Annotated in this window: 19 protein-coding genes and 2 pseudogenes; 7 read left to right on the top strand and 14 right to left on the bottom strand. The window is 75.4% G+C overall.

Translation table 11 applies throughout. The features are described from left to right. Positions 1 to 177: 177 nt before the first annotated feature. Positions 178 to 2,427, bottom strand: a complete 2,250-nt coding sequence (locus tag ABT238_RS05550) for a heavy metal translocating P-type ATPase (protein ID WP_350755613.1) — start codon at positions 2,425 to 2,427, stop codon at positions 178 to 180. 131 nt (positions 2,428 to 2,558) lie between these two features. Then, the gene (locus ABT238_RS05545) at positions 2,559 to 2,834 is read right to left on the bottom strand and encodes a heavy-metal-associated domain-containing protein (RefSeq protein ID WP_350572283.1); all 276 of its coding nucleotides are present in this window, start codon (positions 2,832 to 2,834) and stop codon (positions 2,559 to 2,561) included. Between the two features lie 201 nt (positions 2,835 to 3,035). Between ABT238_RS05545 and ABT238_RS05540 the strand changes: the two are divergent. Then, positions 3,036 to 3,311: pseudogene (locus tag ABT238_RS05540) on the top strand (metal-sensitive transcriptional regulator); the annotation flags it as partial. Positions 3,312 to 3,415: 104 nt separating this feature from the next. Then, the gene (locus ABT238_RS05535) at positions 3,416 to 4,417 is read left to right on the top strand and encodes a DUF8832 domain-containing protein (protein WP_350755612.1); all 1,002 of its coding nucleotides are present in this window, start codon (positions 3,416 to 3,418) and stop codon (positions 4,415 to 4,417) included. A 109-nt stretch (positions 4,418 to 4,526) separates the two neighbouring features. On the opposite strand, the gene ABT238_RS05530 is transcribed toward ABT238_RS05535, so the two are convergent. After that, on the bottom strand, positions 4,527 to 5,321 hold the full coding sequence (locus ABT238_RS05530; protein WP_350572281.1) for a metal-dependent hydrolase: 795 nt from the start codon (positions 5,319 to 5,321) through the stop codon (positions 4,527 to 4,529). 378 nt (positions 5,322 to 5,699) lie between these two features. Here ABT238_RS05530 and ABT238_RS05525 point away from each other — a divergent pair, with 378 nt between their 5' ends. Continuing rightward, complete coding sequence (locus tag ABT238_RS05525; protein WP_350572280.1) at positions 5,700 to 6,305, top strand: mycothiol-dependent nitroreductase Rv2466c family protein; 606 nt, start codon at positions 5,700 to 5,702, stop codon at positions 6,303 to 6,305. On the opposite strand, the gene ABT238_RS05520 is transcribed toward ABT238_RS05525, so the two are convergent. After that, positions 6,298 to 7,614 (bottom strand): DUF418 domain-containing protein, encoded by a 1,317-nt coding sequence (locus tag ABT238_RS05520; protein ID WP_350755611.1) that lies wholly within the window; start codon positions 7,612 to 7,614, stop codon positions 6,298 to 6,300. The two genes, ABT238_RS05525 and ABT238_RS05520, sit on opposite strands and share 8 nt — an antisense overlap. 105 nt (positions 7,615 to 7,719) lie before the next feature. On the opposite strand from ABT238_RS05520, the gene ABT238_RS05515 reads away from it, so the two are divergent. The 3 genes from ABT238_RS05515 to ABT238_RS05505 all read left to right on the top strand — a co-directional run bounded on the left by ABT238_RS05515 (position 7,720) and on the right by ABT238_RS05505 (position 13,601). Then, positions 7,720 to 8,343 (top strand): GNAT family N-acetyltransferase, encoded by a 624-nt coding sequence (locus ABT238_RS05515; protein ID WP_350572278.1) that lies wholly within the window; start codon positions 7,720 to 7,722, stop codon positions 8,341 to 8,343. A gap of 219 nt (positions 8,344 to 8,562) precedes the next feature. Beyond that, the gene (locus ABT238_RS05510) at positions 8,563 to 9,093 is read left to right on the top strand and encodes an effector-associated constant component EACC1 (protein WP_350572277.1); all 531 of its coding nucleotides are present in this window, start codon (positions 8,563 to 8,565) and stop codon (positions 9,091 to 9,093) included. Beyond that, positions 9,090 to 13,601 (top strand): caspase, EACC1-associated type, encoded by a 4,512-nt coding sequence (locus tag ABT238_RS05505; RefSeq protein ID WP_350755610.1) that lies wholly within the window; start codon positions 9,090 to 9,092, stop codon positions 13,599 to 13,601. Before ABT238_RS05510 ends, ABT238_RS05505 begins: the two co-directional genes overlap by 4 nt. 42 nt (positions 13,602 to 13,643) lie before the next feature. Here ABT238_RS05505 and ABT238_RS05500 read toward each other — a convergent pair whose 3' ends face one another. The 5 genes and pseudogenes from ABT238_RS05500 to ABT238_RS05480 form a co-directional block, all read right to left on the bottom strand. Beyond that, complete coding sequence (locus tag ABT238_RS05500; RefSeq protein WP_350755609.1) at positions 13,644 to 14,072, bottom strand: PPOX class F420-dependent oxidoreductase; 429 nt, start codon at positions 14,070 to 14,072, stop codon at positions 13,644 to 13,646. A 101-nt stretch (positions 14,073 to 14,173) separates the two neighbouring features. Beyond that, a pseudogene (locus ABT238_RS38760) lies at positions 14,174 to 14,362 on the bottom strand (NAD(P)-binding domain-containing protein); the annotation flags it as partial. Positions 14,363 to 14,524: 162 nt separating this feature from the next. Then, a complete protein-coding gene (locus ABT238_RS05490; protein WP_350572285.1) occupies positions 14,525 to 15,169 on the bottom strand; it encodes a response regulator transcription factor in 645 nt (214 codons plus the stop codon). After that, the gene (locus tag ABT238_RS05485; RefSeq protein WP_350755607.1) at positions 15,121 to 16,491 is read right to left on the bottom strand and encodes a sensor histidine kinase; all 1,371 of its coding nucleotides are present in this window, start codon (positions 16,489 to 16,491) and stop codon (positions 15,121 to 15,123) included. Before ABT238_RS05485 ends, ABT238_RS05490 begins: the two co-directional genes overlap by 49 nt. Before the next feature lies 1 nt (position 16,492). Continuing rightward, positions 16,493 to 17,332, bottom strand: a complete 840-nt coding sequence (locus tag ABT238_RS05480) for a CPBP family intramembrane glutamic endopeptidase (protein ID WP_350755606.1) — start codon at positions 17,330 to 17,332, stop codon at positions 16,493 to 16,495. 230 nt (positions 17,333 to 17,562) lie between these two features. Here ABT238_RS05480 and ABT238_RS05475 point away from each other — a divergent pair, with 230 nt between their 5' ends. Beyond that, the gene (locus ABT238_RS05475; protein WP_350755605.1) at positions 17,563 to 18,435 is read left to right on the top strand and encodes a GNAT family N-acetyltransferase; all 873 of its coding nucleotides are present in this window, start codon (positions 17,563 to 17,565) and stop codon (positions 18,433 to 18,435) included. 18 nt (positions 18,436 to 18,453) lie between these two features. Here ABT238_RS05475 and ABT238_RS05470 read toward each other — a convergent pair whose 3' ends face one another. The 5 genes from ABT238_RS05470 to ABT238_RS05450 form a co-directional block, all read right to left on the bottom strand. Beyond that, a complete protein-coding gene (locus tag ABT238_RS05470) occupies positions 18,454 to 18,756 on the bottom strand; it encodes a DUF1905 domain-containing protein (RefSeq protein WP_350572027.1) in 303 nt (100 codons plus the stop codon). Between the two features lie 99 nt (positions 18,757 to 18,855). Further along, on the bottom strand, positions 18,856 to 19,374 hold the full coding sequence (locus tag ABT238_RS05465; RefSeq protein ID WP_350755604.1) for a GNAT family N-acetyltransferase: 519 nt from the start codon (positions 19,372 to 19,374) through the stop codon (positions 18,856 to 18,858). 82 nt (positions 19,375 to 19,456) lie between these two features. Next, positions 19,457 to 20,029, bottom strand: coding sequence for a dihydrofolate reductase family protein (locus ABT238_RS05460; protein WP_350572025.1), 573 nt, complete (start codon positions 20,027 to 20,029; stop codon positions 19,457 to 19,459). 303 nt (positions 20,030 to 20,332) lie between these two features. Further along, on the bottom strand, positions 20,333 to 20,545 hold the full coding sequence (locus tag ABT238_RS05455; RefSeq protein ID WP_350572024.1) for a cold-shock protein: 213 nt from the start codon (positions 20,543 to 20,545) through the stop codon (positions 20,333 to 20,335). An 85-nt stretch (positions 20,546 to 20,630) separates the two neighbouring features. Next, positions 20,631 to 22,625: a polymer-forming cytoskeletal protein gene (locus ABT238_RS05450; RefSeq protein WP_350755603.1), complete on the bottom strand. Its 1,995-nt coding sequence runs from the start codon at positions 22,623 to 22,625 to the stop codon at positions 20,631 to 20,633. Positions 22,626 to 23,028: the final 403 nt, after the last annotated feature.

Below are 23,028 nucleotides of genomic sequence, written 5' to 3'. Positions count from 1 at the left end.
CGTCCGGCGTCAGGCCGACGGCAGGGCGACAGGCTATGCGACCGGGCCGCCGACCTGCGGGAACGCCTCGGTGGTGTCCCCTCATCGGGCCAGTGCGGACGGTGGCGGGAGCGTCCGGACGCGCGGGAGCACCCGGAACCGGGTGGTTCCGGGTGCTCCCCCGCCTCTGGTGCGGGGTCAGCGGAAGGTGCGCAGCCGCAGGCTGTTGCCGACCACGAAGACCGAGGAGAAGGCCATCGCCGCTCCGGCGATCATCGGGTTGAGCAGTCCGGCGGCGGCCAGCGGCAGGGCGGCGACGTTGTAGCCGAAGGCCCAGAACAGGTTGCTCTTGATGGTGCCGAGGGTCCGGCGGGAGAGCCGGATGGCGTCGGCGGCCGAGCGCAGGTCGCCGCGGACGAGGGTGAGGTCGGCGGCCTCGATGGCGGCGTCGGTGCCGGTGCCCATGGCGAGGCCGAGGTCGGCCTGGGCGAGCGCGGCGGCGTCGTTGACGCCGTCGCCGACCATCGCGACGACCTTGCCCTCGCCCTGCAGCCGCTGGACGACCGCGACCTTGTCCTGCGGCAGCACCTCGGCGATCACGTCCTCGGCCGGGATGCCGACCTCGGCGGCGACGGCCTCGGCGACCAGCCGGTTGTCCCCGGTGAGCAGCACCGGCCGCAGGCCGAGTCCGCGCAGTTCGGCGATCGCCTCGGCGCTGGTGGGCTTGACGGCGTCGGCGACCTCCAGCACGGCCCGGGCCTCGCCGTCCCAGCCGACCGCGACGGCGGTGCGTCCGGCGGCCTCCGCGGCGCGCTTGGCCCCGGCGAGGACGGCCGGCAGGTGCTGCGACCACTCGGCGAGCAGGGCCTCGCGGCCGGCGACCACCGCGTGGCCGTCCACCACGCCCTGGACGCCGAGGCCGGGGACGTTCTCGAAGCCCTCGACGGCGGGCAGGGTGCCGAGCCTCTCGGCGGCGGCGGTCGCGACGGCGGCGGCGATCGGGTGTTCGGAGGCGTGCTCGACGGCGCCGGCCAGGCGCAGCGCCTCCTCCTCGGTGACGCCCTCGGCGGTGCGCACGGCGAGCAGGGTCATCCGGCCGGTGGTGACGGTGCCGGTCTTGTCGAGGACGACGGTGTCCACCCGGCGGGTGTTCTCCAGGACCTCGGGACCCTTGATCAGGACGCCGAGCTGGGCGCCGCGGCCGGTGCCGACGAGCAGGGCGGTGGGGGTGGCCAGGCCCAGGGCGCAGGGGCAGGCGATGATCAGCACGGCGACGGCGGCGGTGAAGGCGGCGGTCCAGCCCTCGCCGGTGCCGAGCCAGTAGCCGAGGGTGGCCAGGGCCAGGGTGATGACGACCGGCACGAAGACGGCGGAGATCCGGTCGGCGAGCCGCTGGGCGGCGGCCTTGCCGCTCTGGGCGTCCTCGACCAGCTTGGCCATCCGGGCGAGCTGGGTGTCGGCGCCGACCCGGGCGGCGCGGACGACCAGGCGGCCGCCGGCGTTGACGGTGGCGCCCGTGACGGTGTCGCCGACGGCGACCTCGACGGGCACGGACTCGCCGGTGAGCATCGAGGCGTCGACGGCGGAGGCGCCCTCGACGACCACGCCGTCGGTGGCGATCTTCTCGCCGGGGCGCACCACGAACAGCTCGCCGACGGTCAGCTCGGCGACCGGGACGCGGACCTCGGTGCCGCCGCGCAGCACGGTGACGTCCTTGGCGCCGAGTTGCAGCAGCGCCTTCAGCGCGGCGCCGGCGGTGCGCTTGGAGCGGGCCTCGAAGTAGCGGCCGGCCAGGATGAAGGCGGTGACGCCGGCGGCGGCCTCCAGGTAGATGTTGGAGGAGCCGTCGGAGCGGGCGATGGTGAACTCGAAGCCGTGCCGCATGCCGGGCATCCCGGCGTGGCCGAAGAACAGCGCCCACAGCGACCAGAGGAACGCGGCGCCGGTGCCGAGCGAGACCAGGGTGTCCATGGTCGCCGCGCCGTGCCGGGCGTTGGTCCAGGCGGCCCGGTGGAACGGCCAGGCGGCGTAGGTGACGACGGGGGCGGCGAGGGTGAGCGAGAGCCACTGCCAGTTGTCGAACTGGAGGGCGGGGACCATCGCCATCGCGATGACGGGGACGGCCAGGGCGAGCGCGGTGATCAGCCTCTGGCGCAGCGGGGCGAGTTCGTCGGCGGGCTCGTCGTGGCCGTCCGGCTCGGCGGGCCCGGGGGCGGCGGGGCGGGGCACGGCGGCGGTGTAGCCGGTGGCCTCGACGGTGGCGATCAGCTCGGCGACCTCGACGGCGCCGGAGACGTTCACCTTGGCCTTCTCGGTGGCGTAGTTGACGGTGGCGGTGACCCCGTCCATGCGGTTGAGCTTCTTCTCGATCCGGGCGGCGCACGAGGCGCAGGTCATGCCGCCGATCTGGAGTTCCACCTCGGTGGAGGCGGGTGCCTGGGTGGTCATCTGGGCTCCTCGTGGGTCGTCGGTGGGGCGGTTCGGGCGGGTCGGTCCCGGGGCCCGGTACCCCCGGGGGGTTCCGGGCGGGCGGGGTGCCTGCGGCGCCGGGGGCGCCGGGCCCCGGGCCCGCCGGGCGGTCAGGCCCGGCCGGTGAGCTCGTAGCCGGCGTCGTCGACGGCGGCGCGCAGGGCCGCCTCGTCCAGCTCCGCCCCGGCGGAGACGGTGACCAGGCCGGCCGGGACGTCGACGCGCACGGCGGTGACGCCGGGGAGGGCGGAGACCGCCTTGCCGACGGCCTGCTCGCAGTGGCCGCAGGTCATCCCGGCGACGGCGTAGACGGTGGTGACGGCCGCGGGGTCGACGGTGACGGTGGTGCCGGTGGAGCAGGTGCCGTCGCTGGAGCAGCAGGACATGGGGTTCCTCCGTGGAGTCGGTAGCATCTCGTCGATACCCAGTGGGGGTATCGGTGGGCGGTGACTCCTTTATACCCCTGGGGGGTATGTCCCGCAACCCCCGGACCGCCGCGATCGCTCCTTGACTGCATACCCCCCAGGGGTATCTAATCGAGGACGTCGGAGGACCAGCTCGACGATCCCGGGAGATCCGCCATGACCGGCTACCACCACGAAAAGGACCAGGTGCAGCGCAGACTGCGCCGGGTCGAGGGCCAGATCCGCGGACTGCAGCGGATGATCGACACGGACAGCTACTGCATCGAGGTGCTCACCCAGATCTCGGCCGTCACGAAGGCACTCCAGTCGGTCGCACTGCAACTGCTCGACGACCACCTCGGCCACTGCGTCCAGGACGCCATCGCCCGCGGCGGCACCGACGCGGACGCCAAGGTCGCCGAGGCCTCGCAGGCGATCGCCCGCCTGATGCGGGCCTGAGCCGCCCTGACCGCCGCCCCGATCACCGCCCCGATCACCGCTCCGCCCGCCGCGCACCCCCGCTCCCCCACCCACCGCACCGCCCGAGCCGCAAGGAGTCCGCCATGAACACCGCCCTGAAGATCGCCGCCTTCGCCACCGGGGTGACCACCGCCTTCGGCGCCGCGTACGGCGTCGGCCACCTCACCGGCGGCAGCTCGCCCGCCCCGCGCCCCGCGAACGCCGCGCACGCCGGGCACACGCCGGCCCCCGCCGCCACGGGCGCCGCGGCCGGTCAGGAGCAACTGCCGGGCGGACTGCGGATCTCCGAACGCGGCTACACGCTCGCCCTGGAGAACGCCTTCGTCACCGCCGGCGCCCCGACCGAGCTGAGGTTCCGCATCCTCGGCGCCGACGGCCGCCCGGTCACCGACTACCGCCCGGCGCACGAGAAGGAGCTGCACCTGATCGTCGCCCCGCGCGGCCTCGCCACCTTCCAGCACCTGCACCCCGTCCGCGCCGCCGACGGCACCTGGAGCGCGCCGGTCGCCCTGCCGGCCGCCGGGGAGTACCGGGTGTTCGCCGACTTCACCCCGGCCGGTGCCGAAGAGGGCCTGACCCTGGGCGCCGACCTGCACGCCGCCGGCGAGCTGCGCCCGGCCCCGCTGCCGGCGACCGGACGGACCGTCACCGTCGACGGCTACACGGTGACCCTGGACGGCGAGCTCACCCCGGGCCGGGCCGGGCAGCTGACGCTGAGCGTCGGGCGCGACGGCCGGCCGGTCACCGACCTCCAGCCGTACCTCGGCGCGGCCGGTCACCTGGTCGCCCTGCGCGCCGGCGACCTCGCCTACCTGCACGTCCACCCCGACGGCCACCTGCCCGAGGGCGCCGCCACGGCCGGCGGCCCGGCGGTCACCTTCACCACCACGGCGCCCAGCGGCGGCGAGTACCGGCTCTTCCTGGATTTCCAGCACCAGGGCACCGTGCACACGGCGGCGTTCACCCTCCCCGTGGGCGGTGCCCCGGCGCCCGCCGCCGAGCAGACCCCGGCGCCGACCACCACCCCGACCACCGCACCGGCCGCCGGGGCGAGCGGGCACGGCGGGGCGGGGCACCAGCACTGACACCACGCCCCCGGGCCCACGGAACGGGCGCGCGAGAACGGGCCCCGCACCGGAGGAATCCCTCCCGTGCGGGGCCCGTCGACGGTCCGCCGGACGGCGGCACGGCCGCTCAGTCGAAGTAGCCGAGCGCCCCGACCGCGCACAGGCCGCCGGCGCCCATGAAGACCGGCATCAGCACCTTCAGCTCCACCCAGCTGCCGGCCCGGAACCGCATCCCCTTCGGCGGACCCAGCGGGTACCAGCGCTTGCGGCCGATCGGGAGCGGCCACAGCACCGGGCAGCCCGAGACGGTCAGCGCGTCGCCCAGGCAGTGCACCAGCGCGCCGAGGGTGATCGGCAGGCCGATCCACAGGTACTCCTGCCCCGGCTGGTCGAACAGCCAGAGCGCGCCGTTGCCGGGCTTGTCCAGCACACCGGTGATGAGCCAGGTCCCGGCCGCGCCGAGCAGCCAGACCAGGACGTCGCTGGAGACCCGGGCCTGCCGCCACAGCAGCCCCTCGATCGCCAGCACCATGTGCACGAAGAGCACCAGCAGCACGCCCCACCGTCCGCCGTACACGGTGACGGCCGAGGCGCCCGCGCCGCAGAGCACCGCCCAGAGCCAGGTGTGGGTCAGCGTGCGGTGGCCGCCGGAGCGGCGCGGGTCGTGCTTGCTGCGGGTGGCCTTGTAGACGGCGTAGGAGAGGTTGTCGATCACCTCGCAGAGGATCCGCGACACCGGGCCGAACGCCCGGGATATGGTCGCCGCCTTGTGGTCGAGGTCCGGCGCCAGCGCGGCGCCCGCGCAGATCAGCGCTCCCGTCAGCAGCACCGGCCAGGGCATCGGTTCACCCATGGCCTCCGCGATCGCCCCCACGCCCAGCCACGCTGCCGCGCCGGACAGCGAATGCGCCGGTCCCATCATCTTGTCGGCTCCCGCCCTCGTCCCGGACCGCCCATCGCGAGGGCTTCGCGAGGGCCTGACGGGGCCGCAGCATAGTCGCCCATGATCGAAAACATCGGAAGGTCCGAATTCACCCGAATGGAGGAAGGGTTTCCTGCGGACAGGGGAGGCCGCCGAGCAGGGATGCTGACGCCACATCACCCCTGAGAGTGGATTCGCAGCCCGGGCGCGTCGCGGGCGCCCCCGAAGTACGCCCAGCGAGTGCGCCCAGCGAGTACGCCCAGCGTGCGGCCGACGCGCGCCCGCCGGCGCCCGGCGGCCGAGCCCGGCAAGTGGCCCAGGAAATCCGCGCGGGACCGGCCCTTCCTGGCGGTCCGACAGGCCCCTACGCTCGGCCGGGTGACCAACACCGTGGACTTCTACTTCGATCCCGTCTGCCCGTTCGCCTGGATCACCTCCCGCTGGATCCTGGAGGTCGAGAAGCACCGGGAACTCGACCTCACCTTCCGGGTGATGAGCCTGTCCGTGCTCAACGAGGGCCGCGAGGGCCTGCCCGAGCGCTACCGGCGACTGCTCGCCACCGGCTGGGGCCCGGTCCGGGTCTGCACCGCCGCCGCCGAGCAGCACGGCGTCGAGGTGCTGCGCGACCTCTACACCGCGCTCGGCACCCGGCTGCACCTGGAGGACCGTGAGGCCGACGACAAGCTCGTCCGGGAGGCGCTGGCCGAGGCTGGCCTCCCGGAGGAGCTGGCCGAGGCCGCGCACACCACCGACTGGGACGAGGCGCTGCGCCGCAGCCACCACGCGGGCATGGACCCGGTCGGCGAGGACGTCGGCACCCCGACCATCCACGTCGACGGCACCGCGTTCTTCGGGCCGGTGCTCAACGCGGTGCCGCGCGGGGAGGAGGCCGTCCGGGTCTTCGACGGCGTCCGGCTGCTGGCCGGGCACCCGGCGTTCTTCGAGCTCAAGCGCACCCGGACGGGATCGCTGGACTTCAGCTGAGCGGCCGCCGGGGGTCGGGCACCGCCGCGTCCCCGGACCCCGCGCCGCCGGCCGCCGGGCCGGGCACCGCCGCGCCGCGCCAACGCGGCCGCGACAGCGTGGTGAATGCCCGCAGCAGCCACTCCACCGGCCCGTACGGGTGCCGGGCCAGCCACCAGCGGCAGCCCACCGCCTGCGCCGCGAACAGCGCGACGCCGATCGCCGCCACCCCGGCCGGCGAAACCCGCCCGACCAGCCCGGCCCCCACCCCGGTGAAGACCAGCACGCAGACCAGCGACTGCGTCAGGTAGTCGGTCAGCGTCATCCGCCCGGGCGGCGCCAGCACCGCCACCAGCCGCCGCCCGTACCGCCCGCGGGCGAGGCGCAGCACGGTGGCCGCGTACGCCGCGGCCAGCACCGGCGCGGTCACCACGTCCACCCCGAGCGCGAACACCTGGGCCGAGGCGCCCGGGTGGGCGAGCGCCGACCAGGTGTAGACGCCCGCGCCGAGCAGCCCGAGCGGGAAGCCCAGCAGCTGGAGGCGGCGCAGCGTGCGCTCGTGCCGGGCGAGGTCGGCCAGCGCCCGGTGCCGGCCGGCCGCCAGGCCGAGCAGGAAGGCCGCGAGGGCCGCCGGGGCCTGGAAGAACGCCAGCAGGAACAGCACGTCCGGCAGCTGGTCGAGGTGGGCGCCGACCACCGATCCGAACCCGCCGCGCAGGGCCTCGGTGGCCCGCTGCGCGTCGGCCGCGGCAACGGCCGGGTCCCCGCCGTCGGCGCCGCGCAGGGCCAGGGCGAGCAGCAGGTAGGCGGCGGAGGTGACGGCGAACAGCACCACGGCGGTGCGCACCGCGGTGCGCGGCCGGATCCGGTGCAGGACGAGCAGGACCAGCCCGAGCACCGCGTAGGTGGTGAGGATGTCGCCGGGGAAGAGCAGCACGGCGTGCAGCCCGCCGAGCACGAACAGGCCGGCCAGGCGCCGCAGGAAGCGCGGGGTGAAGCGGGCGCCGTGCCGGGCGGCGGAGTCGAGCTGCAGGGTGAAGCTGTAGCCGAAGAGGAACGAGAACAGCAGGAAGAACTTCGCCTCGAACAGCAGCGCCACCACGGCCCGCACGGCGGTGTCGAGCGGTGAGCCGAAGCCGGGCTCGTCGACGCCGGTGCCGTGGTAGGCGGAGGCGAGGTAGGTGATGTTGACGGTCAGGATGCCGAACAGCGCGAATCCGCGCAGCGCGTCGACGTCCGCGAGGCGCGCCGGACCGGCCCGGCCCCCGTCCGGGGCGGCGGTCGCGGTGGTGGTCGTGGTGGTGGTCGTCCCGGCTCGGTCCCGCGTCATGGAATCCCCTCCGAAAACTATCGCTTCGAAAACGCTCGTTTCGAGGATGAACGTTATATGCTCGATCGCGCAAGTCGAGGCCGGCAACGAGAGGGGCGCGCCACCATGGGGACCGAGGACGGGAACGGCGGTCCGACGCTGCTGCGCGCGGTGCCGGCCGGCGCCGAGGCGCGGGTCGCCGCGCTGTACTGGGAGGCCTTCGGCCGCAAGCTCGGCGCGGCGCTCGACCCGCCCGAGGCCGGGCGGGCGTTCATCGCCGCGCACCTCCACCACGACCGCGGCGTCGTCGCCGTGCACGGCGGGGAGGTCGTCGGCGTGGCGGGCTACCGGCTCGGCGGGCGCGGTCTGACCGGCGGCAGCCCCGGCGACGTGCTCGCCGCCTACGGCCTGTTCCGCGGCCTGCCCCGGCTGGCCGTCCTCGCCCTCTTCGAGCGCACCCCCGAACCGGGCGAGCTGGTCATGGACGGCATCGCCGTGGACGCCGGCCGGCGCGGCCTGGGCACGGGCGGCCGGCTGCTCACCGAGGTCGCGGCCGTCGCCGCCGAGCACGGCTGCCACCGGGTGCGGCTCGACGTCATCGACGTCAACCCGCGCGCCCGCGCGCTCTACGAGCGGCACGGCTTCACGGCCACCCGCACCGAACGGACCCCGTACCTGCGCGGCCTGCTGGGCTTCGGCGCCGTCACCACCATGCACCGCCCGGTCTCCCCGGCCGACGCCCGCACCTGACCGCCCGCACCCGACCGCCGGGCCCCGATCGGCGGCGGACGGCGGGCGCCCGGTCGCACGGTGGTGCCCTCGGAGGTGCGGGTGTGCCGCCGTGCGCCCCGCCGTGTGCCGCCGTGCTCCCTTCCGGCCCCGGGCGGCGACCGTCAAGATGGTCCGCGCCCTGCTGGGCCGGAAGCGGGGCGGACCGGTCCGGACGAGCCGACGGGGGTCACGGGGACAATGGCACAGGTCATCATCACCATCGGAAGCGGCGCCCCCGGGGACGGCACGCACGCGGACGGCACGGCGGCCGGGGACGCCGCCGTCCACGAACTCGCCGCCTGGCTGGCCGGCGAGCCCGCCCTGCGCGGCCGGATCCGGCCGGGCCGCAGCGCTCCTCCCGCCGCCGGCGCGATGGGCCCGGTGAGCGACCTGCTGATCGCGGTGCTGGAGCCGGGCGGGGCGGCCACCGTGCTCGTCGGCGGCGTCGTCGCCTGGATCCGCGGCCGCCGCGAGCGGCGGACCGTCACCTTCCACCGGGCCGACGGCACCGAGGTGACCGTCTCCACCGACCAGGTCCACCGGCTCGACGCCGAGGAACTGGCCGCCCTGGTCCGCGCCGTCACCGAGGCGATCGAGCCGCCCGGCGCCCGCACCGCCGAGGCCTCGGCCGGGCCGGCCGGCGCCGACGGACCGTCGTCCGGACCGGCCCCCGAGGACACCGCCGAGCCCGGTCGGCTGCCGCCCCGCGACCGGGCGGAGGAGCCGTGAGCGGCGGCGCCCAGCCCGGGCTGGGCGCGCTGCCCGGCGCGCACGCGATCCTCGTCGGCACCGGCCGCCACCGGCCCGGATCCACCCTGGAACCGCTCCTGGCGGTCGACGCCACGCTCGCCGACCTGAAGACCGCGCTCCAGGAGGTCTGCGGCCTGCCCGCCGAGCGGATCCACTCGGTGCCGGCCGAGGCCGACCAGACCGAGGTGCTCGCCACCGTCGAACGGGTGGTCGCCGAGGCCTCCGGCGCGGTCGCCCTCTACTACGTCGGCCACGGCCTGCTCGGCCCCAACGACGAGCTCTACCTCGCCACCTGGCACGTGCGGACGGAGCACGAGATCGCCCACGCCGTCGCCTACCGCACCGTGCGCGACCTGCTCGGCCGGGCCCGCGGCGGCAGCATCGTGGTCCTGGACTGCTGCTACTCCGGGCGGGCCGCGGCCCCCTTCGGCGGACCCGACCGCGACCCCTTCGCCCGGCTCTGGCCGGTCGGCAGCTTCCTGCTCACCTCCGCGCACAACTTCACGCAGTCCTTCGCGCCGCCCGGCGCCAAGCACACCCGGTTCAGCGGACGGCTGCTCAAGGTCCTCACCGAGGGCGACCCGGAGGGCCTGCCGGAACTGACCATGGACGGCCTGCACGCGGTGCTCGCCCGGCAGGCCGAGCACGAGCCGGTCCGCCCCCGCGCGCACAGCGAGGGGGACATGGGCACCCTCGCCATCGCCCCCAACCGCGCCTACCGGCCGGCCCCCGGCGACCGGCGCGAACCGCCGGGCAACGTGCCCTGCCCCTACCCGGGCATGCGGCCCTTCCGGCCGAAGGAGAGCCGCTGGTTCGCCGGCCGCGCCGACCTCGTCGAGCACCTGCTCGACGCCGTCTGCGACCGGCGGACGCCCGGGCCGACCGTCCTGGTCGGCGCCTCCGGGGCCGGCAAGTCCTCACTGCTGCGCGCCGGCCTGCTGGCCGGGCTGGCCGACCGCCACGGCCGCGGCGCGGCGGACGTGCCCTGGCCGGCCCTGGAGGTCCCCTCCCCCGGCCCCGCGCCGATGGCCGCCCTCACCCGGCAGTGGGCCGGGCTCACCGGCCGCACCGCGGAGGACGTCCAGGAGGCGTTCGCCCAGGGCCGCTTCCCCGCCCCGCTGCCCGGGCACGCCCCCTGCGGGCTGCTGGTGGTCGACCAGTTCGAGGAGGTGTTCACCCGCTGCGAGGACGAGCGGCAGCGGGACCGCTTCATCGACCTGCTCTGCCGCCCCGACGTCCCCGGCCGCCCCGAGACCGTCCTCGCCCTGCGGGCCGACGCCTACGGCCACGCGCTCGCCCACCCCGACCTCGCGGCCGCCCTGGAACGCAACCAGCTGGCGGTCGAGCCGCTGAAGGGCACCGCGCTGCGCGAGGCGGTCGAACAGCCCGCCCTGGAGGCCGGGCTGACCCTGGAGAACGGCCTGGTCGACCGGCTGCTGCACGACCTGCGCCAGGGCGGCGGCAGCCACGAACCGGTCGAGGGCCTGCCCTTCCTCGCCCACGCGCTGCACGAGACCTGGCAGCGCCGCGCCGGCGCGGTCCTCACCCTGGCCGGCTACCAGGACACCCGGGGCATCTGGCACGCGGTGGCCAACACCGGCGACCAGCTGTACGAGCGCCTCGACGCCCCCGGGCGGGCCGCGCTGCGCGACGTGCTGCTGCGCCTGGTCCACCTGGACGCCGACGGCGGGGCACGGCGCCGCGGCGCGGACCTGCCCGCGCTGCTGGAGGGACGGCCGCCGGAGGAACGGCGGGCCCTGCAGGACGTGATCGAGGCGCTGGACCGGTCCCGGCTGATCACCCGCTCCGAGCACGGCGCGCAGATCTCCCACGAGGCGCTGCTGCGCGGCTGGCCGCTGCTGGGCCGCTGGATCCGCGAGTCCCGGGCCGACCTGCTGCGCCACCAGGAGATCGCCGAGAGCGCCGCCGCCTGGGTGGCGGACGGGCGCCGCGCGGAGAGCCTGCTCACCGGCAAGCGGCTGGAACGCCTGCTGGACCTCCTGGAGCAGCCCGCCGAGGGGCCGGGCCTCCCGCTGGCCCCGGTGGAACGCGAGTTCCTGGACGCCGGCCGGGCCGCCGAGCGCCGAAGACGCCGACGGCACCGGCGCCGGCGCGCCCTGGCCGTCACGCTCGCGCTGGCCGTCACGGCGGCCGGGACGGTGGCCGTGGTGAGCGCCGCGCGGGCGCGCGGCGAGCGGGACCGCCGACGGGCCGCCGTCGTCGCCTCGCAGCGGCTCGCCGACCAGGCCGAGGCGCTGCGCTCGGAGAACCCGGGCGAGGCCCTGGACCTGAGCCTGGCCGCCTACCGCGCCGCCCCGACCGCCGAGGCCCGCGGCGCGCTGCTGGCCTCCGCCCTCCAGCCGGTGCAGGCCCACCTCACCGGTCACTCCGCCTTCGTCACCGGCCTCGCCTTCAACCGCAGCGGCCGCACCCTCGCCAGCGCCGCCGCCGACGGCAGCGTGCGGATCTGGAACACCGCCGACCGCTACCACCCGTCCGCCGGGGAGGTCCTGGAGGCCCGGGGCAACGCGGCGCTCGCCTGGCACCCGGACGGCAACCACCTGCTCGTGCACACCCCCACCGACCTGTCGGTCTGGGACCTGGAGGACCCCTCCCGCCCACGCCTGGTCTCCCGGACCGCCGCCGACGCGGGCCCGGTCACCTCCCTGTCGCCGAGTGCCGACGGGACCGTCCTCGCGGCGTCCACCAGCGGCGGGAAGCTGTGGCTCTGGGACCTGCGCGACCTGTCCCGCCCCGGCGCCGTCTCCCCCGCCCTCGCCCCCGGCGGCCCCGAGCCTGGCTCCGAGCCCGCCCGGGTCTACTCCGTCTCCTTCCACCCCGACGGCCGCACGCTCGCCCTGGCGGTGGCCGGCGGCCGGGTGCGGATCCTGGACGTCTCGGACCGGGGCCTGCCGCACACCGTCACCGAGCTCGGCACCGGCGCGTCGGTGTCGGTGGCCTTCAGCCCGGACGGCCGGAGGCTGGTCGGCGCCGCGGCGGGCGGCGGACTGCACCTGTGGGACACCTCGGACCCGGCCAGGCCGGCCGCGCTGCCCGATCCGGCCGCCGGTCAGGAGGCCTCGGCCTCGCTCTCCTTCCCCGCGCAGGAGCCGCTGCTGGCCACCGTCGATCAGAAGGGGCGGCTGGCGCTCACCCGGATCGACGAACCGCTCGCCGCCCGGCGGGAGGTCCCCGGCGGCGCCGGGCTGCGGGCCGCCGCCTACGCGCCGGACGGGCGCACGGTCGCTGCCGGGGACGAGAGCGGCACCGTCACGCTCTGGAACCCCCCGGTGCAGAGCCTTCCCGAGCTCCTCACCGGCTCGCTGGACCAGGGGGAACCGGTGCTCTCGGCCGACGGCCGCTACGGGGTGGGCCGCTCCGGGACCATCTGGCGCCTCGGCCCGCAGGGCCCGCCGGCCCCCGTCGGCACCGTCCCCGGGGCCACCGGGGAAGTCCGCTTCCTGCAGGGCCGCGACGTGCTGATCGGCATGGCCGGGCCCGGGTTGCTGCGGCTCTGGTCCTTCAGCGACGGCACGGCGCGCCCGGCGGGCGAGATCCCGGTCCCCGGACCGCTCGCGGGCCGCCCGGTCGTCGGAGCGAGCCCGGGGAGCACGGTGATAGCCGTCTACAACGGCACCCCGCCGGCCGTGCACCTGTGGGACATCCAGCAGGTCCACCACCCGGTGCAGCTGGGCACCGTCGCCGACCAGTACCCCAACGCCGACACCCGGCTCACGCTCTTCGGCGCCAACGGCCACCGGCTCGCCGTCCGCCACTTCACCCAGTTCAGGATCCTGGACATCACCGAACCGGCCAAGGCGCGGCAGCTGGCACTGGTCCGGGGGCAGCCGCAGAGCCTGAGCACCAGCGGCGACGACTGGCTGATCGTCAGCCGCGAGGTGATCGCGGACGAGGCGCCCCACCAGCCGAACACCGCCTGGGTGCCGGGCCCGGACGGTGAGGCCACCCGGCTGGCCACCGGTCCCCGGCTCGGCGACACGGCCCACTACGTCCGCGCCGGGACCGTCGCCGCCCTCTCCGACCTCGGGCAGCCGTTCCTCGCCGACCTGGGCAGCCCCGGCAAGCGGTACGCCCTGCCCGGCGGGCTGAGCAGGGTGACCTCGCTGGCGGTCGGCCCGGCCTCGGGCCTGCTGGCCGCCTGGGGGTCGACGGAGCCGGCCGGGGCGCCGCTCGCGCTCTGGCGGCTGCCGGCCGCCGGCGCCCCGACCGGCGGTGCCGAGCTGCTCGCGCAGACCCGCCTCGACCGCTCGGGCCTCACCGTCCAGGGGTTCCGGCCCGGCGACGGCGCGCTGCTGCTCGGGCTGTCGCGCAGCCCGCTGGCGCTGCTGGGCGCCGAGAGCGTCCTGGTCCCGGCCGACTTCGACCGGCTGCACCGGGAGCTCTGCGGTGTCCGGACGGTCCGCTACGCCCGGGCGGAGTGGGAGAACACGTTCTCCGACCTGCCCTACGCCGACCCCTGCGGCTGACCGGCGGACACCGCAGGGGCCGGGTCCTGTGAGGGCCCGGGATCAGCCCAGCCGGTCGCCGTAGACGTGGTCGACGGCGAGGATCATCAGGACGCGCCGGTCGGCGACCATGGCCGCCCGGTACTCGTCCCAGTCCGGGTGTTCCCCGGCGGCGCGCCGGTAGTAGTCGACCAGGGCCTCGATCTCCGGGCCCGCGGGGTCGGCCGACGGGCCGATCAGGGTGACGGTGCCCTCGGCGGTGGCCCAGGCCCGCCCGTCGGCGCGGGTGACCTCCAGGGCGGCGCGCGGGTCGCGGCGCAGGTTGGCGGTCTTGGCGCGGCCCGCCGTCATCGACACGTAGAGCCTCTCGGCGGACCGGTCGTAGAACGGCATCACCGGCGAGAGCTGGGGCCGGCCGTCGGACTTGATGGTGGCGAGCACCCCGAGGCGGCTCTCGGCGAGCAGGGCGCGGGGGTCGAAGGTCGTCGTCATGACGGTCATTCTCCTTCGGCCGGCCCGGCGGACGGCCCCGGCACCCCGGGCCGGCGGAACTGTTCGACCAGCGCGGCGTAGCTCGCGCCGCCCTGCCCGGCCGCCAGCGCACGCCCCGCCAGCGCCCTGACCAGGGCGGGGAGTTCGGTGCTCACGCCGAGGGCGGCGCTCTCCTCGGCGAGTTCGGCGGCCTTGCCGGGGGTGCGGTTCCACACCGTGGTGGGGTGGCCCGCGCGCAGGAACGCCCCGGCCAGGGCCCGCCCCATCAGCCCGAGGCCGAGGACGGCCACCGGGACGTCCTTCGCAGATCCGTGCTCAGGTCCGTGCTCAGGTCCATGGTGAGGTCCGCGCTGGGATCCGTGCGGGGACCCGTTCCGTTCGTCGGTCATGGCGCCATCCTGGACCTTCACACCGGTGTGAAAGTCAAGCCGCAAGCGGACTTTGATGGGCCATCAGCGCTTCAGATAGGCGAGGACGGCGAGGACGCGGCGGTTGTCGTCGGCGGAGGCCTCGATCCGGAGCTTGGCGAAGATGCTCGCGGTGTGCTTGGCGACGGCGCTCTCGCCGATGTGCAGGGTGTGCATGATCGCGGCGTTGGAGCGGCCCTCGGCCATCAGCCGCAGCACCTCGTGCTCGCGCGGGGTCAGCTCGGCGGTGGTGCCCCGGGCGTCGCTGCGGGCCAGCAGCTTGGCGATGACCTGCGGGTCCATCACCGTGCCGCCGCCCGCGACGGTGCGCACCGCGTCCACGAACTGGGCGGTGTGGGTGACCCGGTCCTTGAGCAGGTAGCCGATCGCCCCCTGGCCACTGGCCAGCAGCTCCTGCGCGTAGAGCTGGTCGACGTACTGGGAGAGGATCAGCACCGGCAGACCGGGCCGCGCGCGGCGCGCCTCCAGGGCGGCGCGCAGGCCCTCGTCGGTGAAGCCCGGCGGCAGCCGGATGTCGACCACGGCGACGTCCGGCCGCCGCTCGCGCAGCGCGCGCAGCAGGGCCGGCCCGTTGTCGACGGCCTCGACCACCTCGCAGCCGTGCTCCTGGAGCGTGCGGATCAGTCCGTCCCGCAGGAGGAAGAGGTCCTCGGCGAGGACGACGCGCAGGGCGTCCCGCCGGGGCTCTCGCACAGGATCTCGCACGGTATCTCCAGGGTCACGGTGGTCGGGCCGCCCGGCGGGCTGTGCAGGGCGAGGGTTCCGTCGACGGTACTCAGCCTGCGCACCACGCCATGCAGGCCGGTGCCCCCGTCCGGGCGGGCGCCGCCGTGGCCGTCGTCGGTGACCACGGCGCGCAGGGCGCCGTCCGCGTGGTCCAGCCGGACCGTCACCTCGCGGCCGCCCGAGTGCTTGGCCGCGTTGGCGAGCAGCTCGGCGACGGCGAAGTAGGCGGCGGTCTCGACCGGCGCCGGCAGGCGCCCCGGCAGGCCGGCCGTGACGTGCACGTCGAGGAAGCTGTCCAGGGCGAGGGAGCGGACGGCGTCGCCGAGGCCCCGGTCGGTGAGGATCGGCGGGTGGATGCCGTGGACGAGGTCGCGGAGGTCCTGGAGCGCCCGCGCCGAGCCGGCCCGCACCTCCCGCAGCAGGGCCCGGGCGCCGCCGGGGTCGGTGTCCAGCAGCCGGGTCGCCTCGTCCAGGGCCATGCCGACGGCGACCAACCGGGCCTGCGCGCCGTCGTGCAGGTCCCGTTCGATGCGCCGCAGTTCGTCCGCGCGGGCGTCCAGCGCCTCGGCGCGGGTGTCGGTCAGGTGCTCGATCCGCCGCTCCAGCTCGGTGGTGTACGGCGCGGCGAGGGCCCGGCGGCTCCAGCGGGCGTGCAGCTCCAGCGCGGTGGGCGCCAGCCGCAGGCCCGCCGCGACGAACAGCAGGCCGAGCACGGCGGCGGCGAGCATCGAGCCGGTGGAGTCGACGAGCACGAAGGCGTACCAGTTGCCCGGGCCGAGCCACGGCCAGACGAAGGGCTGGACGGCGGCACCGAACAGCCCGAACACGGCGAGTGTGAGCGGCACCGCGACCAGCAGCCCGCCGGTCCACGGCTCCAGCCACGACCACCTGAGGTCCCGCCAGAAGCCGTCGTCGCCGAGGATGCGCACGGCCCGCCGGCTCCGCGGGCCGTCCGCGGGCGGCAGGGGTTCGGGCGGGCTGATCGTGGTCCCCGTCCAGAGCTCCGTCCAGGAGCGGTAGCGGTCGGACAGCCGGCGCAGCGCCTGCGCCGCGCCCGGCAGCAAGGGCCGGCCCACCCCGACCGGGAGCAGCATCAGCGCCCCGACCACCAGCGCGCCGGCCGCGCTCACCGCGATGGAGTACAGCGAGAGCCGCTGACAGCGGGCCAGCGCCAGCAGCTGGGCGCGCGCCGTGGGCACCGCCCCCGCGCCGGCCCCCGCCGTCCCGTCCCGCCCCGCCGCCATGCCCGCCCGTCGCTCCGTCACCTCAGCGCGCCCCGTGCCGCGCCGCCGGGATCCTATCCGGCGCGGCCGGCAGCGGGTGGTCGTGGTGCCACCGGCCGTGGGTGCCGCGGGCCCGCAGCACCCACGGCACCGCCGCCAGCAGGCAGGCGCCGCCGAACAGCAGCATGGGCGCCACCGTGCCGCCCTCCTCGTCCATCGTCAGCAGCATCCCGAGGTTGACCAGGGTGTGGAAGCCGCCGGCGAGCAGCAGCCGGTTCGCCCGTACGCCCTCCAGCGCCAGCCCGAGGACGACCGACATCGCCACCGTGGCCAGCAGGAACCCGGCCGTGTACCCGGGCCGCCGCGCGAACACCTGCACATGCCACCCGCCCCAGAGCAGGCCCACCAGCGCCGAGGCGGCGAGCGGCCCGAAGCGGGTGCGCAGCAGCGGCTGGAGGAAGCACCGCCAGCCGATCTCCTCGCCGCACGCCCCGACCAGCTGTGCCAGCACGATCAGCGTGAACGGGTGGGCGAGGGAGCGCGGGTCGGTCAGCCGGGCGTCACCGTCGAGCAGCGCGTAGGCCCCGGCGGCCGTCACGATGACGAGCAGCGCGGTGAGCAGCAGCCACCACCCCGCGCGGCCCGGTCCCGCCCAGGCGGTGTCCGCGCGGGTCGCCCGGGCACCGGTGCCCAGCCCGGCCAGCCGCCCGCGGATCCGCTCCGGCCACACCAGCGCCGCCACCAGCACCCCGGCGGCCGGGCCGAACTGGGTGAGCTGGACCACCTCCTCCGGGATCCCGGTGGCCGGCTGGAGCGCCGCCAGCGCCCCGGCCGCGGGGAAGGCGACGGCGAGGAACACCACCGCCTCCGCCTTCCACGCCACCCGCTGTCCCCGTGCTCCCCGTCCCCGCATGTCGTCCGCCTCCCGGTCCGCCCGATCACGTCCTTGCGACGTCGACTCTTCCGTCCCGGCCGAGCCCTGCCATTGCAGCCAGCTGCCCGAGGGGGGTACAGCTACCTGCACCCCCGGCCACCGGTTTCCGACCGGTCGGCGGCGGGTAAGGTGCCCCGGTTCGTCGTTCGGCGGACCTTCGGTGCTGACCTGGAGAGAGCTTGTCGATACGCATCACCGCTCTGGCCGATCCCGAGCGTGGCCCGTACAGCCGGCGGCTCGTCTGGCTCGCGGCGGACGGGGAGGGGAACCCGGTCGGAACGGCGTCGCTGCGCCTGCTCACCGATCCGGGGCAGGCGCACCTGGCGGAACTGGCGGTCCGGGTGCATCCGGTGGAGCGGCGCGGCGGTGTCGGGTCGCGGCTGGTGGAGGCCGCGCTGGCCACGGCGCGTTCGGAGGGGCGGCGGGCCGTGGTGGCGCCGGCGGAGGGCGGGACGGCGGGCGAGGCGTTCCTGCTGGCGCGCGGGTTCCGCAAGGCGCTGACGCTGCGGCACGCACGGCTGGACCTGGCGACGGCGGGCGGGGGCGGGGCGGCCGAGGAGGCGGGCGGGGGCTACCGCCTGGTGGCCTGGGACGGCACCGTCCCCGACGGGTTCGCGGCGTCGTACGCCGCCGCGCGCCGGGCGATGGACGACATGCCGATGGGTGAGGTCGACCACGGCACGGTGACCTGGGACGTCGAGCGGCTGCGGGCGGTGGCCCGGGCCGTCGCGGAGCGCGGCGAGCACCTGCTCACGGTGGCGGCGCTCGCCGTGGCCGACGGCACGATCGCCGGCTTCAGCGAGCTGGTCGTCCCGGCGGACGGGCTCGGCGACGGTCTGCACTACGGCACCGCCGTCCTGCCCGAGCACCGCGGCCACGGGCTCGCCCGCCGGATGAAGGCCGAGGCGATCCGCCGGACGCGCGGCCGTCACCCGGAGCTGGCCGGTCTGGTGACCGACACGGCCGAGGAGAACGCCGCCATGCGGAGCGTCAATCAGGCCCTGGGCTACCGGCCGACCCACGTGACCTTCCAGTACCAGCGGATGCTGTGACGGGCCGGGGCCGGTGGTTCAGAGGTCGAGGAGTTCGACGGTGACGGCGGCGGTGTCGCCCGGTTCGAGGTCCTCGGCGGTGCGGACGGCGCGCTTGACCGGCAGGACGTAGCAGCCTCGGCTGCTGTCCGGGAAGATCGACGTCTGCCAGTTGCTGCTGCCGAGGGTGACCCGCACGCGCAGCGAGCCGAAGCCGCGGCGCGGCCCGGCGGCCACGTCGCGGATCTCCTCGGAGGCCTCGACGGGCAGGCTGACGAAGGTCCAGCTGTCGGCGCGCCGGGCGTCCCAGATCCAGAGCTCGGCCTCAAAATCGAACACCACCGGCCAAGCATCGCACGCGCCACTGACAACCCGGCCCCGCACGCGCCCCCGTGGCGTGCCGTCACATCGGCGGCCCGCGCTCGCGTCGGCGGCCGTCCCTCACATCGGCAGGGAGTGCAGCCGCACGGCGCCCTCGGGCCACTGAGCGCCCTCGCGCAGCGGGAACCACATGGTGCGCAGCGGCATCACCGTCGGGCCGGCCGGCTGCTCGACCTCGACGGGGACCTCCAGCGGGTGCCAGCCGAGGCGGGCGTAGAGGCCGGCCACGTCGGGCCGGCAGAAGAGGATCGCCAGGTGCGGGCCGAGGCCGCGGGCGCGGGCCAGCGCCCCGTCCACCACGGCGCGGGCGAGTCCGGTCCCGCGCCGGTCGGCGGCGACGGCCACGCCGCCCAGCCCGACGACGTCGGTGCGCAGGCCGCCCACCGACAGCGGCAGCACGACCAGCCCGGCGTGCGCGACGAGCCGGCCGTCCGGTTCGTCGCGGATGCCGACGTGGTGCTCCTTGGGCCGCCAGGTGAACCCCAGCGCGGCGACCCCGAAAGCGTCCTGGGTGTCCCCGAAGATCTCGGCCAGGTCGTAGCTCTCCAGCGGGACGACGGTGTTCTGATGGTCGGTCATCCCCGCATCGTGCCATCCCCGACCGTCCGGGCCTCCGGCGGTGCCGGGGAAGGCCCGGTCGGCGGCGGGGTCGGCGGCGGCGTCAGCGGACGACGTCGAGGATCTGCTTCTGCAGGCCGTTGGAGTAGACCTCGTGCTCGACGAGCTTCAGCTTCTGGGCGTCCTTGTCCGTGCTGCTGAACAGGCGCTTGCCGGCGCCGAGCAGCAGCGGGTAGACGAGCAGGTGGTAGCGGTCGACGAGGCCGGCGTCGGAGAGGGCCCGGTTGAGGGAGGCGCTGCCGTGGACGATGATCGGGCCGCCCTCGGTCTCCTTCAGGGCGGCGACCTCGTCGAGCGAGCGCAGGATGGTGGTCTCGCCCCAGTTCTCCACCAGGTCGTCCTCGGCGAGGGTGGTGGAGACGACGTACTTGGGCAGTTCCTTGTAGCGGGCGAACTCCGCCATGTCCGGCCAGACCTGGCTGAACGCCTCATAGCTGACCCGGCCCAGGAGCATCGCGGTGGCCTCCTCCTGCTCCCGCCCCTTGATCTCGTAGGCCTCGGGGACGAACTCGACGTCCTTGAAGGTCCAGCCGGAGTTGCGGTAGCCGGGTTCGCCGCCGGGGGCCTCGACGACGCCGTCGAGGGAGATGAAGGCGGTGCTGATCAGGGTGCGCATGGTGATTCCTCGGTGAGTGTGGGACTGCGGTTCGGGAAGGACCAGGGATCAGGCGTCGGGGAAAGGGGTCAGGGGTCGGGGGTCGGGGGCCGGGGGCCGGGGGTCGGGGGTCGGGGGTCGGGCGAGGACGCCGGTGAGCCGGTGCTGCCAGGCGGGCTCGGCCCCTTCGGGGCCGGGGCCGAAGAGGTGGTGGGACGTCAGGACCACGCCGCCGCCGTGGCGGAAAGTGTAGAGGCCGCCGGGCACGGGAACGCCGAACGGGGCCCGCGCGCATCGCGCGGGCCCCGTTCGGAAGCGCCTCCGTCAGGCCACGACCTGGACCTTGTCGGCCTGCATGCCCTTCTGGCCCTGGACCGCCTCGAACGTCACCTTCTGGCCCTCGACGAGGGACTTGAAGCCGCTCCCCTCGATCGCCCTGAAGTGCACGAACAGGTCAGGACCGGACTCCGGGGTGATGAAGCCGTAGCCCTTCTCGTCGTTGAACCACTTCACGGTGCCGTTCTCGCGCTCGGCCATGTCTTCTCCTTGCATGCGGATCACGCTGACCACGCCAGTCTCTCACGCAGTGGCGTCGAGCCCGTACGAAACGTGACGAGTGCCGTCAGCTGTCCGCGCGGAAGGCCCCGTGCACCCGCAGGTCGGCCTGGATCGCCACCTTGTCGTCATTGGTGTGCAGGATCCAGCCGGCGCTCTTGCTGCGGACCGAGAGGTGGTCGTTGGCGTTGACCTTCCCGTGGAAGAGCGACTGCCCGCTGACCCAGAAGTCGCCCTGGATCGCCAGCTTCTCGTCGTTGACGTGCAGGATCCACCCGCTCTCGCCGCGCACGGACAGGTGCCGGTTGGCGTTGACCTTCCCCTCGAAGACCGAGTCGCCGTGGACGGTGAGGGCGTAGTCGCCGCTGGTCGTCAGCTTGCCCCCGACGGTCAGGTCGCCCGCGCTGACGGTGCCGCCGACCTCCAGGTTCCGCAGCGGCCGGACGTCCCCGTGCACGGTGAGGCTGCCGTCGACCACCAGGTCCCGGCCGGCGTGCACCTCGTCCTGCGCCTCCAGCCGGCCGTGCACGACCAGCCGGGCCGGGCCCTCCTGCGTCTCCAGCACGTCACCGACCGTCAGCCCGCCCTGGATGGTCAGGCGCTCCTTCACCACGGCCCGGGCGGTGAGCAGGTCGTCGAGGTCCGCCTTGCCGGCCGCGACGGTGCCCCACTGCCGGCTGCCCTCGCCCTTGAAGACGTTCAGCCCGGCGGGCGGGAACTCGATCCACCCGGCGCTGCCGTCCGGGCCCTGCACCCACGCGCTGTGGACCCCGTGGGCGGTGACGGTGCCCAGGTCCCGCTGCGAGCCGTGGAACACGTTGATCCCGGCGTCCGGGAAGTCGATCCACCCGGCGCTGTCGTCACGCCCCTGCACCCACCTGGTCTTCACGCCGTCCACGTCGGCCAGGTGGGCGGTGACGTTGCCCGCCTCCCGCTGCGGACCGCGGAACACGTTGATGCCGCTCCGCGGGAAGTCGATCCCGCCGTCGGCCTCCTCGCGGCCGTGCACCAGCCTCGTCCGCACGGTGTCGGCGTCGACCGTGCCCAGGTCCCGCTGGAGGCCGTGGAAGACGTCGATGCCGGTCTCGGGGAAGTCGATCCACCCGTCGGCGTCCCCGCGGCCCCGCACCAGCACCGTCTTCACGCTCTGCACGTCGGCGCTGTCGGCCGCCACCCGGCCGGGCGCGTGGGCGTCGGTCCGGATCTCCACGCCGTCCGCGACGAAGCCGACGCGGCCCCTGGCCGCCGTGCCCTCGATCCACAGCGCGCGCGTGCCGCTCTCGAACTCGGGGATGCGGGCGTGGACGGTGGTGGTGAGGAAGAAGCCGGCCTGCGTGCGGTCGGCGCCGGCCGCCGCGGCCACCAGGGTGTAGGTGGTGCCCCGCTTCGGCGTGTCGACGACCACCGAGTAGCCGTCCTGGACGACCGGGCCCTGCAGGGACGCCACGATGTGCTCGATCGGGGCGCCCTCCGCGTCGAGGACCCAGTAGTCGAGGTTGCTGGGGCCGTCCCACTCCAGGACGAGGGTCTCCCCCGCGTCCACGTTCAGCAGGGACTTCTCCGCCCGGAAGTTGCGCGGCGCCTTCGAGGTCTGCTTGGCCACGCCCAGCACGGTGGTGTAGTGGCCCGACCGTTCGGCCACGACGTTGTCGCCGCCCTCGGCCTTCTCGTGGATGGTCAGCAGGACCAGGCCCTCCACCCCGGAGACGGGGATGTTCTCCAGCTTCAGGACCAGGGCCTCGTGGCCGCGCAGCGTCACCTTGTCCTCGCCGGGGTCCTTCGCCCGGAACCGGTCCTGGCCGTCCCACACGACGGTCGGCGTCACCCGCCACTTGCGGTTCCCCGTCTTGCTGACGGTCGCGCGGATCGCCGCCGGGTTGTCCGTCAGGTGTTCGGCGTCCTTGCCGACCGGGACCTCGATGTCGATGTACTCCCAGTCCACGGCGGCCTGGTGGGTGTTGGAGGCGATCACGTACACCGTCCCGACCGACGGCACCCCGTCGGTGGACACCTGGAGCGATGTCGGATCCGTGACGATCTCGTACTTCAGCAGAGCGGGCACGATGAAGGACTCCCTACCTCGGCGATTCACACGATGCGGGCGGACGACGCGCTGTGGAGGACCGGTACGGGGCATGCGCTGAGAACGGTGCCGACGCGCCCTTCGACGGTACGTGCCGACCCGCGGCCCACGAACCGCGATCCGGCGCGGCTGGCCCGAACCCGCCCCCGGCTGTCCGGAACCACGGGATCGGCGGCGGCCGGCGAGCGCGGCCTCCAGGTGGGGCCGATCGCCGGCGACCGTGAGGATCGGCGCACCCGTTGTCAGTCGCCGCCGACTCATTGCCGGTTGGCGAGGGGGCGGGATAGCTTCACTCGGGCACCACCCGTCATACCAGTCATTCGCCTGCCCGACCGACGCTCCGTCCTCGGGCGGGTCCCCCACCCGGATGATGATGTGGAGA

The organism is Kitasatospora sp. NPDC001527, assembly GCF_040298605.1.
Taxonomy (GTDB): domain Bacteria; phylum Actinomycetota; class Actinomycetes; order Streptomycetales; family Streptomycetaceae; genus Kitasatospora.
The sequence above is the reverse complement of the archived record's forward strand: the minus strand, read 5'-3'. Positions and strand labels throughout refer to the sequence as shown.